The 16,728-nt window shown below is 56.6% G+C and carries 16 protein-coding genes; 11 read left to right on the top strand and 5 right to left on the bottom strand.

What is annotated here, in order from left to right:
• Nucleotides 1–7: 7 nt before the first annotated feature.
• The 5 genes from glnA to HZB34_15400 all read right to left on the bottom strand — a co-directional run bounded on the left by glnA (nucleotide 8) and on the right by HZB34_15400 (nucleotide 7,825).
• Complete coding sequence (gene glnA, locus HZB34_15380) at nucleotides 8–1,417, bottom strand: type I glutamate--ammonia ligase (protein MBI5317341.1); 1,410 nt, start codon at nucleotides 1,415–1,417, stop codon at nucleotides 8–10.
• A gap of 29 nt (nucleotides 1,418–1,446) precedes the next feature.
• A complete protein-coding gene (glnD, locus tag HZB34_15385) occupies nucleotides 1,447–4,200 on the bottom strand; it encodes a [protein-PII] uridylyltransferase (GenBank protein MBI5317342.1) in 2,754 nt (917 codons plus the stop codon).
• 89 nt (nucleotides 4,201–4,289) lie between these two features.
• Nucleotides 4,290–4,628, bottom strand: coding sequence for a P-II family nitrogen regulator (locus HZB34_15390; protein ID MBI5317343.1), 339 nt, complete (start codon nucleotides 4,626–4,628; stop codon nucleotides 4,290–4,292).
• A 99-nt stretch (nucleotides 4,629–4,727) separates the two neighbouring features.
• Complete coding sequence (locus tag HZB34_15395; protein MBI5317344.1) at nucleotides 4,728–6,080, bottom strand: ammonium transporter; 1,353 nt, start codon at nucleotides 6,078–6,080, stop codon at nucleotides 4,728–4,730.
• A 398-nt stretch (nucleotides 6,081–6,478) separates the two neighbouring features.
• A complete protein-coding gene (locus HZB34_15400) occupies nucleotides 6,479–7,825 on the bottom strand; it encodes an outer membrane beta-barrel protein (GenBank protein MBI5317345.1) in 1,347 nt (448 codons plus the stop codon).
• Between the two features lie 548 nt (nucleotides 7,826–8,373).
• Between HZB34_15400 and HZB34_15405 the strand changes: the two genes are divergently transcribed.
• The 11 genes from HZB34_15405 (at nucleotide 8,374) to HZB34_15455 (ending at nucleotide 16,721) form a co-directional block, all read left to right on the top strand.
• Nucleotides 8,374–9,423, top strand: coding sequence for a hypothetical protein (locus HZB34_15405; GenBank protein MBI5317346.1), 1,050 nt, complete (start codon nucleotides 8,374–8,376; stop codon nucleotides 9,421–9,423).
• A 128-nt stretch (nucleotides 9,424–9,551) separates the two neighbouring features.
• Nucleotides 9,552–9,869: a DUF4258 domain-containing protein gene (locus tag HZB34_15410; protein MBI5317347.1), complete on the top strand. Its 318-nt coding sequence runs from the start codon at nucleotides 9,552–9,554 to the stop codon at nucleotides 9,867–9,869.
• On the top strand, nucleotides 9,869–10,099 hold the full coding sequence (locus tag HZB34_15415; protein MBI5317348.1) for a YgiT-type zinc finger protein: 231 nt from the start codon (nucleotides 9,869–9,871) through the stop codon (nucleotides 10,097–10,099). The genes HZB34_15410 and HZB34_15415 overlap by 1 nt, the downstream gene beginning before the upstream one ends.
• Before the next feature lie 8 nt (nucleotides 10,100–10,107).
• Nucleotides 10,108–10,977 carry a hypothetical protein gene (locus tag HZB34_15420; GenBank protein ID MBI5317349.1) on the top strand — a complete coding sequence of 290 codons (870 nt, stop codon included), beginning with the start codon at nucleotides 10,108–10,110 and terminating at the stop codon, nucleotides 10,975–10,977.
• A gap of 348 nt (nucleotides 10,978–11,325) precedes the next feature.
• A complete protein-coding gene (locus tag HZB34_15425) occupies nucleotides 11,326–11,514 on the top strand; it encodes a hypothetical protein (GenBank protein ID MBI5317350.1) in 189 nt (62 codons plus the stop codon).
• A 129-nt stretch (nucleotides 11,515–11,643) separates the two neighbouring features.
• On the top strand, nucleotides 11,644–13,038 hold the full coding sequence (locus tag HZB34_15430; protein ID MBI5317351.1) for a PAS domain-containing protein: 1,395 nt from the start codon (nucleotides 11,644–11,646) through the stop codon (nucleotides 13,036–13,038).
• Entirely contained in the window at nucleotides 13,035–14,393 is a 1,359-nt protein-coding gene (locus tag HZB34_15435) for a sigma-54-dependent Fis family transcriptional regulator (protein ID MBI5317352.1), read from the top strand. Before HZB34_15430 ends, HZB34_15435 begins: the two co-directional genes overlap by 4 nt.
• A gap of 612 nt (nucleotides 14,394–15,005) precedes the next feature.
• Entirely contained in the window at nucleotides 15,006–15,620 is a 615-nt protein-coding gene (locus tag HZB34_15440; protein MBI5317353.1) for a 2-oxoglutarate:ferredoxin oxidoreductase, read from the top strand.
• A gap of 51 nt (nucleotides 15,621–15,671) precedes the next feature.
• Entirely contained in the window at nucleotides 15,672–15,995 is a 324-nt protein-coding gene (locus HZB34_15445; protein ID MBI5317354.1) for a hypothetical protein, read from the top strand.
• Nucleotides 15,970–16,242: a hypothetical protein gene (locus HZB34_15450; GenBank protein ID MBI5317355.1), complete on the top strand. Its 273-nt coding sequence runs from the start codon at nucleotides 15,970–15,972 to the stop codon at nucleotides 16,240–16,242. Before HZB34_15445 ends, HZB34_15450 begins: the two co-directional genes overlap by 26 nt.
• Before the next feature lie 194 nt (nucleotides 16,243–16,436).
• Nucleotides 16,437–16,721, top strand: coding sequence for a hypothetical protein (locus tag HZB34_15455; protein ID MBI5317356.1), 285 nt, complete (start codon nucleotides 16,437–16,439; stop codon nucleotides 16,719–16,721).
• Nucleotides 16,722–16,728: the final 7 nt, after the last annotated feature.

The raw sequence follows: 16,728 nt of genomic DNA on the forward strand, positions 1-16,728 counted from the left end.
TCAAGTCCTACGCATCATAATACAACACGTACTCGTACGGATGGGGGCGCAACCGCATGGGGTCGACTTCCCTGGTGCGTTTGTAGTTGATCCAGGCCTCGATCAGATCCTTGCTGAAGACCCCGCCCTTGAGCAGAAACTGATGGTCCTGCTCCAGACTTCGCAACGCTTCATCCAGGCTGCCAGGCATCGTGCGGATCTTCGCCGCTTCCTCCGGCTCGAGATCGTACAGATCCTTCTCCGCTGGTTCACCGGGGTTGATCTTGTTTTCGATTCCGTCCAACCCTGCCATCAGCATGGCTGGAAAGGCCAGGTAGGGATTGGCGGTCGGGTCGGGAAAGCGCACCTCGATCCGCTTGGCCTTCGGGCTGGGAGAGTACATGGGAATCCGGACTCCAGCCGATCGATTCCGGCTGGAATAGGCCAGCAGGACCGGCGCTTCAAATCCAGGCGTCAATCGCTTGTAGGAGTTGGTGGTCGGATTGGTGAAGGCCGCCAGGGCCGGCGCGTGCTTCAGAATGCCGCCGATATAATAGAGACAGAGTTGCGAGATACCGGCATACTCCTTCCCCGCAAACAGAGGCTTCCCGTCTTTCCAGATGCTCTGGTGCGTATGCATGCCGGTACCGTTATCTCCGAAGATCGGCTTGGGCATGAAGGTGACGGTCTTGCCATGGCGGCGGGCCACATTCTTGACGATGTACTTGTACATCATCAACTTGTCAGCCGTCTTGACCAGCGAGTCGAAGCGCATATCGATTTCCGCCTGGCCCGCCGTCGCAGTCTCGTGGTGGTGCTTTTCAATGTAAATCCCGGCCTTTTGCATCTCCAGGACCATCTCGCTGCGTATATCCTGTTGCGTATCGGTCGGCGGGACTGGAAAGTACCCTTCCTTGTGACGGATCTTTCCGCCCAGATTATGACCTTCCTGCCCGATGTTCCAGGCGCCTTCTTCGGAATCGATATGGTAGAAACCGCTGTGGCCGGTCTGATCATATCTGACCTGATCAAAAATGAAGAATTCCGCTTCGGGCCCCCAATAGGACGTATCGCCGATCTTCGTGCTCTGGAGATATTTCTCCGCCTTCTGCGCCACAAACCGTGGATCGCGGTCGTAGGGCTCGCGCGTAATCGGATCGAGCACGTTACCGACAAGGCTCAATGTCGGAACCGCACAAAAGGGATCGAGACTGGCCGTGGTCGGATCCGGCACCATCAGCAGGTCGCTGTCGTTGATCGCCTTCCAGCCTCGGATCGATGAACCGTCCAGTCCGGATCCGTCCTTGAACAACCCTTCAGTCAGTTCTTCTATCGGGATTGAGAAGTGCTGCCAGGTGCCGAGCAAGTCTACAAACTTCAAATCCACGACCTGAGCTTTATGCTTCTTCGCAAACTCCGATACCTCGCGGGGATTCATTCCAACCAACCCTCCATGTCAGCTTCGATTTAAGATGCGGATACTGCTCCTACGCTCTCTGCTGTGCCGGCCTGCCGGTCCATAAACAGATCGACATCCTCCTTGATAGTCTCGCGGATCGCCTCCAGCCGGCTGTGGTCCTCGATCTTGGCTCCCTGCTGGTCCGTCACGTAGAACACATCCGCCACCTGATGTTTACCGATCGTGCGCAAGGACTGTTTGATATCGTCATCGATTCTCGTCGAGATCCGGGCCGCTTGAACCGACAGGCCGAGCTGAAAAATGCTGCGGGTGATGGCATACAACAATCCTTGCGTATCGTCGGCAAACACATCGACGATCGTGGACCGATCGCAGGTTTCATTATCGACCTTCACCTCGGTCGCATGGCGACCGGCAGACAGAGGGCTCACGGAGGACAATCGGGTATGTCGGCTCATCACCCGCTCGACCTCCTCCTCTCCCTTCAGCACATGGATAATCGCCTCTGCGATGGAAGCCCCGCGCTCCTCCGGAGGAGCGCCCTCAAAATCAGGATCGGATGCCTGGAAGGTATTCACCACAACTCCGTCTTCCCGGGTGGTGATCTGGGCGTCTACGATCTGAAGCCCATGAGCCGCCATCACGCCGGCAATTTTGAACACGATGCCGGGAGTGATGTTATCGTGAGTAATGACCGTGTATTCGCAGACACCCAGTTCCTCATTGAAGCGATCCTCAACTATCACATCCCCTGCCTGCAGCTTTCTGATCGCCTTCAGATGGGCCACGATCCGCTTCAGAGGCGTCCCATACAGATACCGCATTGGAAACTGGCTCAATTGCAGCTCGATCCAGTCGATCCCCGCTTCCGCTGTGTCTGTGAATTCGCTGGCTACCTCGCCGGCCAGTTGCTTCAGATGGTCTGAATCGTCCGTGTGGGCCTGCTCGCCCGAGACCACCGGCAGCGTACGCAGATAGAGTTCGGTGAGCAAGGACTCCTTCCACTTGGTCATGACGCCAGGCCCTACTGCCGCAATGTCGGCAACGGTGAGAGCCAACAACTTTCGAAGGACCTCCGGCGTCCCCACCGCCTTGGCGAAAGGCACGAGCACCTTCTCATCGTACGGATCGCGCCGGAAAGCCGTGTGGGACATTAGTAAGTGCCGGTGCACAAGAAAGACCAGCGTCCTGGTTTCCTGGGGATCACACCCCAGCCGCGCCGCCGTCTCCTCGGCAATCACCTTGCCCACTTCGCAATGATCTTCCTTCCGCCCCTTCCCCAGATCATGCAACAGGATTGCCAGGTGCAACAGATCCTTCCTCCTGATCTCCTGGTAGACGGACCCGATGATACCGGACTGCAGGGCGAGCGCTTCCGCCCTGGCCACTGCCCGCAGGGTATGTTCATCCACCGTGTACTTGTGATCCTGGTTAAACTGCATCAGGCCACGGAGCGTGGCAAAAACCGGGATCACCTTCTCCAACAGGTGGACCCTGTGCATCGCCTCAAGCGTAGCGGCCACGGCTTCCGGTCCGGCGAGAATTTTCAGAAAGACCCGGCTGACCTCCGGCGTCCGGAAGGCCTCACTCGACACACTATCCATATGACTATGAATCTCATCCAGCAGGCCGGTATCGATCTTGAGACGCCGCGACCGCGCCAGGTCAAACAACTGGAGGAGCAAGGCAGGACTATCCAGGACCCGAGCCCGCAGCTCAGAGGGAACCGTCAGCTGGCGGCCGGTCACCACAAAATAGCCTTCTACCATATTCGCGGCCGGCAGGGCGCCGGACGGTCTGCGCTTCGCAGACACGGCCCGGCAACGGTCGATAAACCGGATCAAGGTTTCATGCAGCCCCATCGTATGCCGGTAATACTGCTGCATGAACTGCTCCACTCCGAGAAGGTGGGGCTGATCCTGGAATCCGTAGAGGGAAGCCAACCGGACTTGCTCGTCGAACGACAGAATTTCCTCCGCCCGCCCTGCTTCAAGATGCAGAAAGGCCCGGACGCGCCATATAAAATCACGGGCTTCGGTCAGCGAAAGAAGGTCCTGTCGGGAGAGGAAGCCACGATCCGCCAAATCCTGTAGCGTCGCGGCTTGAAACCGCGCCATCCCGGCCCACCGGAGCAGATGGAAATCCCGTATCCCGCCTTTGCTTTTCTTGACGTTGGGCTCCAGGAGATAGACCGTCTGCCCGAACTTCTCATATTCACGGCGACGCTCTTCTACCTTTTGCTCGATAAATTGCCCTCTCCCACGGCCGACCACTTCCTTCGCATAGCGGCGATTGAACTCCTGGAACAGGTGCGGGCTTCCCGCCATAAATCTGGCCGACATCATGGCAGTGCGAATCGTCAGGTCCTTCCCGGCCATATCGATGCAATCGTCGATCGTCCTCATACTGTGGCCGACCTGAAAGCCGAGATCCCACAAATAATGCAGCACCTCGCGGAACAGAGTCTGCGCCGTCTCCCCCGCCTCCTCGCGAAAGAGGAACATCACATCGATGTCCGAATAGGGAGCCAACTCCCGGAAACCATAACCTCCAAGCGCCACCAGACAACAGTGCTGGGTTCCCGCGGCCTGCGCCCCTTCCCCGGCCTGTCGCATGGCATTCTTGTACTTGCCGATGATCAGCCCGTCCACGAACTCCGTCAGGGCCGCCATAACTTCTGCCCCGGAGCCCCCATCCAATAACCGCTGCCGGAGGGCCTGCCGCTTCCCGGCCAGGGCGGAGGCCGGCGTGGCCTCCGCCCCATGCAAGAGTCCTGGCTGAGTCCTGTTATCTGATTCCATCGTCACAACGCGCGCATTTCCCTCTCGCCTGTCAAAATCAGGGACTGGCACCCCCCCTTAGCCACGCGACGGGGGGAGCCAGTCCCCGGTCACAGAGCGTTTTCCCCCGTCTCACCGGTCCTGATCCGCACGACGCTACTGATATCCGACACGAAAATCTTCCCGTCCCCGACGCTGCCGGTCTTCGCAGCCCGTGTAATGGTTTCGACCACACGGGACACCTGATTGTCCGCCACGTAGAGTTCAATCTTCACCTTTGGCACGAAGTCAGTCGTATACTCGGCGCCCCGGTAAGTTTCTTTCGTCCCCTTCTGGCGTCCGAATCCCTTGACTTCCGAGACAGTCATCCCCTGAACCCCTATTTCTACCAGAGCATCCTTGACGTCGTCCAATTTGAACGGCTTGATAATCGCATCGATCATCTTCATGTCCATAACCTCCCTGGCAGGCCCCCTGCGACAGAGATCATCCCTGTCGCAGGGAACTGCCGGCACGATCGTTTTGCCGATTGTACCATGGCCCGTTTATTATACGTGATAGGCTTTCTCACCGTGCTGACTGGTATCCAAGCCTTCCTGCTCCTCATCTCCCGTCACACGCATACCGAAGATGGCATCGAGGATCTTGAGAATGATCCAGGTGCAGATCCCCGTATAGGCCGCCACAGCACCCACCATCACGAGCTGCGCTCCCATGAGAGAGAAGCCACCGCCGTAGAACAGCCCATCGGCCGCAGAGCCCATCGCCTTTGAATTGAACAACCCGCCGAGGATGCAGCCGGTCGCTCCGCCGACACCGTGAACCCCCACGACATCCAACGCATCATCGTAACCACACGCGCTCTTCACGAAGACCACGCAGATATAGCAGATAATCGCCGCGCAGCACCCGACGATGAACGCCGGGAACAGGGAGACATACCCTGCAACAGGGGTAATGGTGGCCAGCCCCGCGATGGTTCCCGTGGCCGTGCCGAGCGCGGTGGGCTTGCCGCGATGGGCCCATTCGATCAACATCCACAACACCGTCGCAGTCGAGGCGGCGATGTGGGTCGCCACGAAGGCGCCGACCGCCTGGCCATTCGCCCCCAGCGAACTGCCGGCGTTGAACCCGAACCAGCCGAACCAGAGGAGACCTGCTCCTAATACCGTGAGGGGAAGGTTATGAGGTGGCATTGGAGTGGTCGGGTAGCCTTTTCGTTTTCCCAACATAATGCAGGCAACCAGCGCAGCCATGCCGCACGTGACGTGCACGACCGTGCCTCCGGCAAAGTCTAAGGCTCCCATCGCTCCAAGCCAGCCCCCGCCCCAGACCCAATGGGCCACAGGGTAGTAGACCACCACGGACCAAATACCGAGAAACCAGAGCATCGTAGAAAACCTGATACGTTCCGCAAGGGCCCCTGTGATCAGGGCCGGAGTAATGGCAGCGAACATGAGTTGGAAGACCATAAAGAGTTCGTGTGGAATCGTGGTGCCGTAGGTCGGACTGGGATCGGCGCCGACCCCATTCAACATGAAATGATCAAGGTTTCCGATAACCCCTCCCACATCCGGGCCGAAGGATAGGCTGTACCCGAACACCACCCAAGCCATACTGCCCAGGCAGAGACAGATAAAGCTATGTAAGAGGGTGCTCAGGATGTTTTTTTGCCTGGTGAGTCCTCCGTAGAAGAGGGCCAATCCCGGCAGGGTCATCAACATGACCAGCGCCGAAGAGACGAGAATCCATGCCGTGTCCCCCGGATCAGCCTTCAGCGCGGCCGGAGCCTCAGCTGCAGCCTCCTCCGCAGCGACACCTGGCACATTGAGAGCCGTCCATCCTGCCACCATGACAAGGCAGATCAGAAGGACCGGCAGAATCTTCATCGATTTACTCATAGCCGATAGCATAATTGCATCCTTTCATCTCCTGGTCAGGACGAGGTTGTCATTGACCATCGTCACATTGTTCTGAGCGGCTCTCAGAAGCTGTCTCACGCGACCCCCCGAATGCAGGAGGACAGGCCCCTCTCTCGAAGCCCACCCTGCTTCATCTGCTCTCTCTGTCTCTGTCGAGGGATCGGCCTATCCGATTGGACTAATACACCAGCGGTTCTGACGACTGTTCTTTGCACGAGATCACCCTCAATCCCGCACAGGCTGTCCTGCGCCTATCCGGACAAGAGGTCGGTACCCTTATCGTGAGCGCCTCCGTGGCCCATGCCACGGAGGCGCCTCAACCGAGATCAGCACAGATGCTCTACTTCAACGTTCAACTGACTTCCGTATCCCTCCGCTTACCACATGTACGCGACTGAGAATGCCAGGGTGTTTTGATAGTTCACTGCTCTGGTGCCATACAGGTAGACATTCTGGTCGGCATGGTCATATCTGTACTCGACCCTTGTCTGCAATGCTGGAGCCGGCTTCCACTGAAGTGTGAAGGTCGTCTCCCAGCCGGTAAAACCACCCCCCGTGTAAGGGCCGCCACCAACGGTGGTCGGGAAAGCAATTGTCCCCGCTTGGCCAGTACCAGAATTAGAACAGGTATTGGTACCGCCATTAAAATTCACGCCTCCTGCGCAGGCACGGACCCCGTTTGCATCTTCCCAAATTTCTCCCCTGAGCCTGAGACTGAATGCATTGGGCTTCGTCTGATCATTGAAGTCATGAATCAAATAGGCAACTAATCCGTTCCAGCGGCCGCTTCCAACAGTACCATTAGCGTTGGCAATCAAATTGGTCTCATTCCCGTAATAGGGCTCCAAGATGAGGGTGGTACTGGCGATGGGCTTGATCGTGATAATCGAGCCGACCACCACCCGCTTGCCGGTAGAATCGCACCCAGGGGTACCATTTTGACAGCTGCCAAGGGTGGCAACCCCAAGGCTAGCATTTCCATTTGCCTGTTCTGGTCCGTAGGACCCGAAGAAGGCGATTCCAAACTGCTCCATGGGAGTCAGATCAACTTTCCACTCGAACGATTTGCCCCTATTGTTATCCTCGATGTTGTCCCATCCATTGATGAGTCCGATTGCCGCAGTCCCCCAACTCGCAAGGGGATAGGTGAACCGGATACCGGTGGTCGTGAAGGCCTGGCTCAAACCGAACATCATGGTGCGTGAAAAGTTCGGATTTTCCCAGGCGTTGATCACTTCATACCCGATCAACGTGTTGATCTTTCCTGCTTGAATCTTCAGACCGTTGCCGATCGGGGCGATGTACTCTGCATACATTTCTTGGAAGTCCAGCTCGTTATTGTCCGTACCAGGTTGGAAATTCGTGCGAGCACGCGAGAACCTGGCATCGGTCCCAAAGTTGAGCCTAGCGCGAAAGCCCACCCGATCCATGCCACTGCCTGAGGCATTGGCCGGCCGTTCAAATACAACCTGCGCCAAGTTCGCCATGAAGGAATTGGCCGCTGTGTCGAAGATACGCAGCTGATTGTTGTTGGTATAGGGATTATTGAAATTCTGTGTATAGGATGTCAGCACGGTCCCGGAGATCTGAAAGCCTGCCGCCTTCCACAAGGACTCGGCATCCTTTACTACTGTATCCTCGGCTGATACAGCATTGCTGCCGAGCAGCGAGGCGATCGCACAGACACCTATTCCTAGCCCGATACGTTTACTTGCTGACTTCATGCCATCCTCCTCATCCGATTAGAGGTAATTCGGTTGCCTCCTCGCTCCCTTACATCGACGTCGTTGTCGCCACGCACGCCATTGTGCGCAAACCGTCGGCCCCTCCCCGTCTACTCGACTCTCCTATCCACATCGATTCCCACCAGCTTTACTTACCGGTTGCATCTCAGCACCCATTTAATTCCTAGATACCGGTTGCTGTCCAGCTTTTCTCATTATTCTACGTAGCTGCACCAGTTACGGTGCGTTTTCATGAAGCAGGACAAAATAAAAATGTCCTTTAGCCCAGATTCGGACCAAAGGACGTCATTGTCCATTCCGTACTATTTCTTAAAGCCGGTGGGAAACGCCGTTGTTTCCCCTATATTTTTACACAGGTCACGGATTCTGACCCCCGAAACTCCGCGCCCTTATACATGGCTCATAGAAATCTGTCAATGGAAATTACGGCGAGGAAATTACGGCGAGGAAGGCTGAAGGGGTTCAGGCTGAAGGTGGGGAGACTGCTTCCTCGCCTTCCACGTTATTTCTATGCTAGATTCGCCCCTATGGCTCTCTCACCTCAGCAGTCTCATGTCCCTCGCTTCACGCTTCACGTTTCACGCTTCACGTCTTCTGCCCTTCGCTTCACGCTTCACGCCTCACGCTTCACGAAATCTTTACTGGCCCTGCTCTGTGTGATCAGCACCGCCTGCAGCACGACCGCCCCGACCGGCAAAATCCTCTTTGACGATCCGCGCGGAACCGTGTCTCTGCAGACAATTTCCGACCGGTCGATTCAGGCCAACCATCCGATCACTCTGGATCAGGCCCTTCTCGCCCAGCTACTAACAGGCATCGAGCTTCATGATGAAGGTGCTGGAGAACACCATGTCAAGGGCATTCAGAGTTTGATCCTAGGAAAGGACGCTACCTATCCCCTCTTTTTAGAAGACCAGGTTCAGTTCCTCGCCCCATTACTCGCGGAGGGTTTACGCAAGGCAACCCCTAATGAGTCTGTCGAATTTCGTGTTGTGACGACGCACGAAGGTTCGAATAGATTTCAATCGTCGTCCACGGAAACGACCGCCGGGTCTCTCTACGCCTATGGCCGGCAGCTGTACGTGATCCTCTCTCAATATCGCTACAACCCGATGCTGGCGAACCTGGCCAAAAACGAGGCCAGCCACCGATCAGAGGATCCACTCGACTATTCAGGCCTCAAGTACCGCACGCTGCGGTTCACTCCGAAAGCTGCTCTCCGAGCCGATAGCCCGGATCCGCCGACCGTGGAGAAGCCGACAGACAGGTTTCTTGCCGTCGACTATCAGCTGCTGCAACAGGCCTGGCGAAACCTCGAAGCTAAAAGGCAAGCTGCGCCTCAGGCAGGAGGCGAGGCTCTAGAAGCCGCTCGTGCAGCCGAAGCTCAGGCACGCGCAGCTGAAGCCCAGGCCCGCACGGCCGAAGCCCAGGCGCGTGATGCAGCTGAAGCCCAGGCGCGGGTAGCCGAAGCCCAAGCTCGTAATCAGGCGGCCTTGGCTCAGGAGGTGGAGACCCTCAAGAAGCAACTGGAATCCATTCAAAAACAACTCGGGAGCCAGAATCAGCAGCAAAAATGAATGAAGGTTGATCAGTCTTCAGCCTATTGACCTTCGGCCTAGCCTCCCCCTCCAGCCTATGCGCTTGGTCTGAAGGGGCCGGTCAAAGCAGAAAGTCCTGTTTCTGCTTGTAGGAGAGTCGATGCTCGATGGACTACGCTGAAATTCGGCGATGTGCGGCCAATTGCCGATTCACCGACCATGCTCGAAGGGAGATGGAAGAAGAGCCGTTTGGCCGCATTCACGTCGAAGAAGTCTTGCAAGCAATCGAAACCGGTGAGATCATCGAGCAGTATCCTGACGATACCCCGTACTCGAGCTGTTTGATCTTGGGACATACACGATCCGGAAGACCACTACATCTTGTTTGTGCGCCTGTTTCAGACGAGGAACGATTGATTGTCGTCACCACCTACCAACCGGACCCACACCGATGGGAGCCTGACTTCCGAAGGAGGATACGCTAATGCACTGCGTCATCTGCAAACGAGGCACGGTGAAACCGGGAAAAGTCCAAGCGGAGATTAAAGTAGGCACAGACCATCTCTTGGTGCCGGTCGAAGCCGAGGTGTGCAAGGAATGCGGGGAGGCCTATTACTCAACGGAGACCATGCGCTATCTCGATCAGGTGCGAGACAACTTCGTTCGAAAAGTCATTACCCCACCCTCAATTGGGCACGTGTACCAGGTTTCCTGAAGATCGATATGCCTCCTTCACCACAGCATCAGGCTGACCCCCGCTTCACGCTTCACGGTTCACGTTTCACGCTGAACAATATACTTTTATCCCTGCTCTGTGTCGCCGGCACTGCCTGCAGCACGACCGCCCCGACCGGAAAAATCCTCTTTGAGGACCCTCGCGGATCCGTGTCGCTGCAGACATTTTCAAACCCCTCAATTCAGGCCAGTCATCCGATCAATCTGGCACCAGCCCTTCTCGCCCAGCTCTTGACAGGTCTAGAGATGCATGACCATGGCATTGGGCCCCATCGTCGTGTCGTCGAAGGTTTTGCAGGACAGCCGTCCACCTACCCCCTCTTCTCAGAAGATCAGATCCAGTTCCTCGCTCCACTGCTTGCTGAGGGCTTACGTACTGCAACCGCCAACCAGGCGATCGAGTATCGTGTCGTGACGACGCGGGAGGGGTCGAATAGATTTCAATCGCCGACCAGGGAAATTACCGCCGGTTCTCTCTACGCCCATGACCGAGAGCTGTATGTGATCCTCTCTCAATATCGCCACAACCCGATGCGCACGAACCTGGATATTGGCGATATCCCCTACCGATCACAGGAGCCACTTGATTATTCAGGCCTCAGGTACCGTACGCTGCACTTCACTCCGAAAGCCGCTCTCCGAGCCGATAGCCCGGATCCGCCGACCATGGACAAGTCGACCGACAGGTTTGTTGCCTTCGATTATCAGCTACTGGACCCAGCGTCACTAGAAGCCGCTCGTGCGGCCGAAGCCAAGTCTCGCTCCACAGAAGCCTTGGCTCAGGAAGTGGAAACCCTCAAGAAACAACTGGAGTCCATTCAAAAACAACCCGGCAGCCAGAATCAGCAGCAAAAATGAATGAATGAAGGTTGATAGGCTGAAGGGGTTCAGGCTGAAGGGGGTTAACCTTCAGCCTTCCCCGCACTGCAGAGAAAAAGACATCTCGCCCCGTAGTTTTCATCCGAGCCTGCAAACATTGCAGGCTCGGACTATTGTCACTCTTCTCAATGTTGGGGGGGCCACAATAGAAAGTCTCCTCACCTTCTATCTCTTCATAAATTCAATGACATACCGAAAACTGCTGTTGCTGGCACCGTGTGGCACCGGCGTTGCTTTCATGAGGAGAGGAAGTGCGGCAATCACGCCTGAGCCAGTACAGAGTGGTCCGCCGTTGAAGATGTCCGAGACACATAGGAGGCGTCACGAATGAAACAATCTCCCGGTTGGTCGAGCGAAACCCAGGCACGAGCGATGAAATATTGCGACCGGTGCGCCCGCCGGTCTCTGGCACTCTTTTATGACGACCTCACGTTGCAGGAACTCTGTCAGGAGTGCTGCGAGCGGTTGAAACGCAAGCGCGACATGGCTCCTCGTCGAGCGGACTTGAAGGTGTGAGAAGGGCAGAGTGCTTGGTATACAGCCTCCGCTCTGAGTGTTACGATAAAGCTCCCCGCAGCAAAGCTACGGGGTATTCGGCAAAGGAGAATAAAACACTCGCGCCGCATCCGTCTGCGTGATACTGAGATGTTTAGACCTACTCAAGACACCCTCTTCCGAAGGATTCCCTATCGGCTCATCGCGTCCGTCCTCGTGATTCTGGCTTTGGTCGTATCTGTCATTTTGCTCTTTAGTCTGGAACGGGACAAACTCCTCCTCCAGGGTTTCGCTCAAGGCGCCACGGTTCCCACGGAGCTGTTTCCGGCACTCTGGCAGTCCCGCAGCGACCTCATCCTCGTGACACTCCTCGTATTTCTGGTCAGTGCGATCGGCATTACGGCGGTCATCACCTTCCTCCATTACGACAGCACCAAACGGACTCTCGAAGAAGTGAAAGGGCTGGCAAGGAACATTCTGCAGAGCATTCCGACAGGTGTGCTGACGGTAAATCCCAGCGGAGTGATCACGGCGGCCAATCCGGCGGCAGAGGCTGTACTCACACGATCGGCGACGGATTTGCTAGGAAATTCTTACGAATCCGTCTTTGCCGAGGGAGAGACCATCCGGGCGGTGCTTGAAGGAGCACTCCGACATCAACAGCATGTCAGTCAGAAAGATCTGACCTATGAGAGCCAGGACCGAACCCCGCACACTATTCGGGTGAGCACGGCCGAGCTCACAGGGGACGATGCAGAACCAGCCGGCGTCATCCTGCAGGCTCAGGATGTCACCGACTGGCTTGCGCTCGAGCATCGAGTCCGCGTCGCGGATAAACTGGCCGCATTACACACGTTGTCGGCGGGAGTGGCCCATGAGTTGCGGAATCCCTTGAGTGCCATGGACTTGAATCTTCACCTCTTGGAAGAGGAACTCAGGGAGCGCGCATCCCTGCCGGAGCAGGCAACGCGATATCTCCATGTTTTGAACGCGGAATGCCACCGCCTCTCAGTCATTCTCGACAACTTTATGAAGTTCGCCCGCCCTGGGTCGCTCGGCCTACACGAGGTGAACGTCTCCGCTCTGATCGACCACATCATGGCACTGATGCAATTCGAGGCAGAGGAGCGGAAGATCCGCCTCGCGCGGGCAGTAGAGGGCCCCTTGCCGGCTGTTCTGGGTGACGAAACGGCCATCAGTCAGGTCCTGGTGAACGTCGTCGTCAATGCGTTTCATGCCATGCCAAACGGCGGCCTCTGCCGCGTCGGGACCGAAGCCCGTCAGGCTAACGACACGCGCTGGCTCGTTGTGTCAGTGAAGGACACGGGAATCGGCATCAAGAAAGAAGAGCTCGCGCGGGTGTTTGAACCGTTCTATACGACGAAGTCCAGCGGAACCGGCCTGGGCCTCGCCATTGCCTATCGCATCATGGAAGATCATGGTGGAACCATTCAGGTATCCAGCACGCCGGGGATCGGCACCACCGTGGTGCTGTCGTTCCCTGTTACAGTCGCAGAATCACAGCCTCTGGTGGTGACATCATGAAGCCCTGCGCGCACATCCTTGTCGTGGAAGACGAGATCAATATTCGAGGGGCATTGGTCACAATGCTCGAAAAGAAAGGATACCAGGTGCGAGGAGTGGCCACAGCAGAGGAGGGGGTGGCGCAACTGGAAGCAGTGCCCGCCGAGTTGGTCATCACCGATCTTCGGATGCCGGGGATCGGGGGGATGGAGTTTCTGCGACGCCTGAAAACAACATGGCCGGATACGGAAGTCGTGGTCATGACCGCTTACGGATCCATCGATACGGCAGTCGAAGCGATGCGCTGTGGAGCCTATGACTATCTTACGAAACCCATCGATCGCGAGCGGTTTCCCATTGTCGTCGAGAAGGCGCTGGAACGACACGCGTTATCTGCCGAAAATAAGCAGCTCCGAGATCGTCTCGAAACCAGGACGCAATTCGACCAAATGGTCGGCAAGAGCGAGCCGATGCAGCGGGTCTACACGCTGGTGGAGATGGTGGCGGACAGCGATGTTACGGTGTTGCTCACGGGAGAAAGCGGAACCGGCAAGGAACTCATCGCCTGGGCGATCCACCATAAGAGCCCCAGAGCTGACGGCCCGTTCATCACGATGAATTGTGGGGCCCTGCCGGACACTCTCTTCGAAAGCGAGTTGTTCGGCTATGAAAAGGGCGCGTTTACCGGCGCCATGTCGACCAAGATGGGTCGGTTCGAACTGGCCGATGGCGGCACGCTGTTGCTGGATGAGGTTGGTGAGCTCTCCCTCAAGTCGCAAGTCGATTTTCTCCGCGTGTTGGAGACGAAGGAGTTCAGACGCCTGGGTGGAACGAAGCTCCTCAACGTCGACGCCAGGATCATTGCCGCCACCAATCGTAATCTTGAAGAAGCGGTCAAGCAGGGAGACTTTCGGGAAGACCTCTACTACCGGCTCAATGTTGTGCCCATCCGCCTCCCGCCGCTCCGGGATCGAGCAGACGATATTCCCCTGCTGGTTGACCGGTTTCTCACTGAGTGCTCTACTCAGCATCACCGTGAGCCGAAAGACGTGTCACAGGAAGCGATGCGGCTCTTGCGGTTGTATGGGTGGCCCGGAAACATTCGCCAACTCAGGAATCTCATGGAGCGGTTGGTGGTCACGGTGAAAGATCCGATGATCCAGCCGGAACACTTGCCGGAAGAAATCCAGGCCGGCAAGGAAGACGCGCGTACGATGGTGGTGACGCTGGGAACTTCGCTGGATCAACTTGAGCGAGAGGTGATTCAGCGGACGTTAACAGAAATCACCAACCACCGAGAGAAAGCCGCCAAGCTGCTGGGTATCAGTCTTCGGGCCCTCCACTATAAGATCAAAGAGTACGGTATTCGGGACTAAGCACGCGCTTTGTTAGGCCGTTCGATTCGAAATTCCCTCATCTAACCCGTTGCCCTGCCTGATTCTCACTCTTATGTCTGTGCACTCGTCCCTATGCTGATGGGCATAGGATGATTGCTGATTCTCCAAGAATGACAGTGTCTGATTGCCTAGGAGGAAGCGTTACCTGCAATTCTTGCGCATGTCTGAGCGCCTGATTGCCGGTCAGGCTCTCGACCACACCTTGTTTCTACAAGAACTGCAGAGGCCGGACGCTTGCGAAGAACATTGATCTGCAAATAATGCAGAGGGATCTCCAGCAGCTGCCACACAATCTGCCTTGCTCTATACGCCTATGTCGTAAGTCCCTGAATTTCATCACCACAAGCCCGTCCAGACGCTCATTCGTTCTGCGGCACTTTCCGTGCATTACTCCTATTTGTGTCACGACCAATCGATCGGAGATGGAGGGCGTCATGTCCAACAGGGCTGGGCTGACCCAGAACTCCCCCGGGTTGGCGCAATCACCACGGCACACAATGCGGAAAGGAACGACTCATGGACCCATTAAATAGCGCAAAGTGTGAACGACTGATCGACGTAGGGCCGGCAGGATTCCATCCGCCCTGTGCGATGCAGCTTGGTGTCACACATCCCGACTCCGGATTCGGGCTGTTGTACGGTCACCACGCCCCGGAGGATGAGGTCATCGCTGAGTCCGCAAGGGAACTGTTTACCCGGAAGAATCCGACGATTTTCCCTGGGCCGTTGTATCTATGGGCCTGGCATCCGGAATGGATGGCGAAAGGGCAAGCGTTGTTAAAACTTGCGGCGGAGATCCCGGGCGTCATGATCATTCCGATGCCGGACTATCGGCCCAAGTACCCCAAGATCGATCCGGAAGAGGTCCTCAACCCGAATCATCCGAACCTGACGATCTGGGCAAACAAAATCGAAGTGGCCCTGTTCATCGGCATTCACTGCCATTACGCCAATCTGGCGTTGCGGATGGTGCGGGCCGGAACGAACTGCCTCACGATCGCCTACTGCCATGACATTCATGAAGATGCGATGCTCAGCGTGCAGGATCTCGATGTGAAGAAGATGGACCATGTCATCGACATTTTTCGAACCGTCCGGAAGGAACTGGGCATTGAGATGCCGAAAGACGGGAAAACCGTCCGACTGACCGGGACACAGGTTCGCGCGAACCATGGGGTCGAGCGAGTGAATCCACAGCCGGCGTAAAGGTTAGATTCCAGCGTGGGAAAGAAGGCCGAACAAAAGATGAGCGAGAGCATGGCAGTGAAAGCGGAACGCTCGGTGGAACCACCAACACTCTTGCGCCATGCACTGAGGGAGGAATGGATCGCACGAATTGGTCAGCTTCAGGATACCCTGGCAGTTTGTCCAACAGATATCTCGACACGGTGCGAACTGGCAACGTTGTTGGAGAAACTGGAGCAACCGGAAGAAGCCCTGTGTAATTGGTACGCAGTCCTGGCTTGCGATCCCAACAGTCTGAAGGCTCGGGAGGGGTTGGTTCGATGCCGGCAACGAACCGGGCGGCCCCTCAGTCCGTTCTGTGAGAGGGACTATGCCCACGATCTGGGGACATCTTGAGAACGTAGACAAAGCGCCGGCGCGTTCCTCGCATATCCAGGTGAGGACATCATTACCTGGCGGAATCGTCATACGGGTCCGCGCCAGCATTGGGGTACAGACTCTCATTGCCAGAGGAACCGATGCGGTTGATGTGTCGGGTCTACGGGATGGCGAGTTCGTGGAAGTGTCCTATCGGCATGGTAGGGAGGGAAGGCTGGATGCCGACACGATCTACGTTCGACCGGAGCAGTCCGTCGTTAGCTAGCCCGGCCACGGGCGGTTGAGTCTCGCCACTCCTCAGCATCGGGTGAAGAGGGATCATCATCAACCCAACATAGGAGGAACTCATGGCAGTCAAACGTAAGGCGGCAGCGAAGAAATCTAAGCCTGCGGCGAAGATATCCAAAAAGACCAGCGCGGCGCGGAAAAAGAGGAAAAAGTAATCCCGGAACCACCGTTATGCTCATGAAGAGAGAGACCGACGTCCTGGTCGTGCAGTACCCGAGAGGCTGTACGGCGATCGTCTGGTTCGACCCGATTGCAGGGTCAATCACGACAAGTCATGCCGGTCTGCGCGCCACCCTTCGACGAGGAGTTCAGACCTGGGAAGGGTGTCTGGTGTGGCCTTACGATGGGCACGCCTTCTTGGTTGCGGTCTATGACTATCTGTTCCTCAACAGGTATGCCGTCCAGTGGATGAAGGTGGAGGCGGTGCTAGAGGGGGACAATAGTTATCGTGTCTAGTATGGAG

The organism is Nitrospirota bacterium (assembly GCA_016219645.1).
In the GTDB taxonomy this organism is placed as follows: domain Bacteria; phylum Nitrospirota; class Nitrospiria; order Nitrospirales; family Nitrospiraceae; genus Palsa-1315.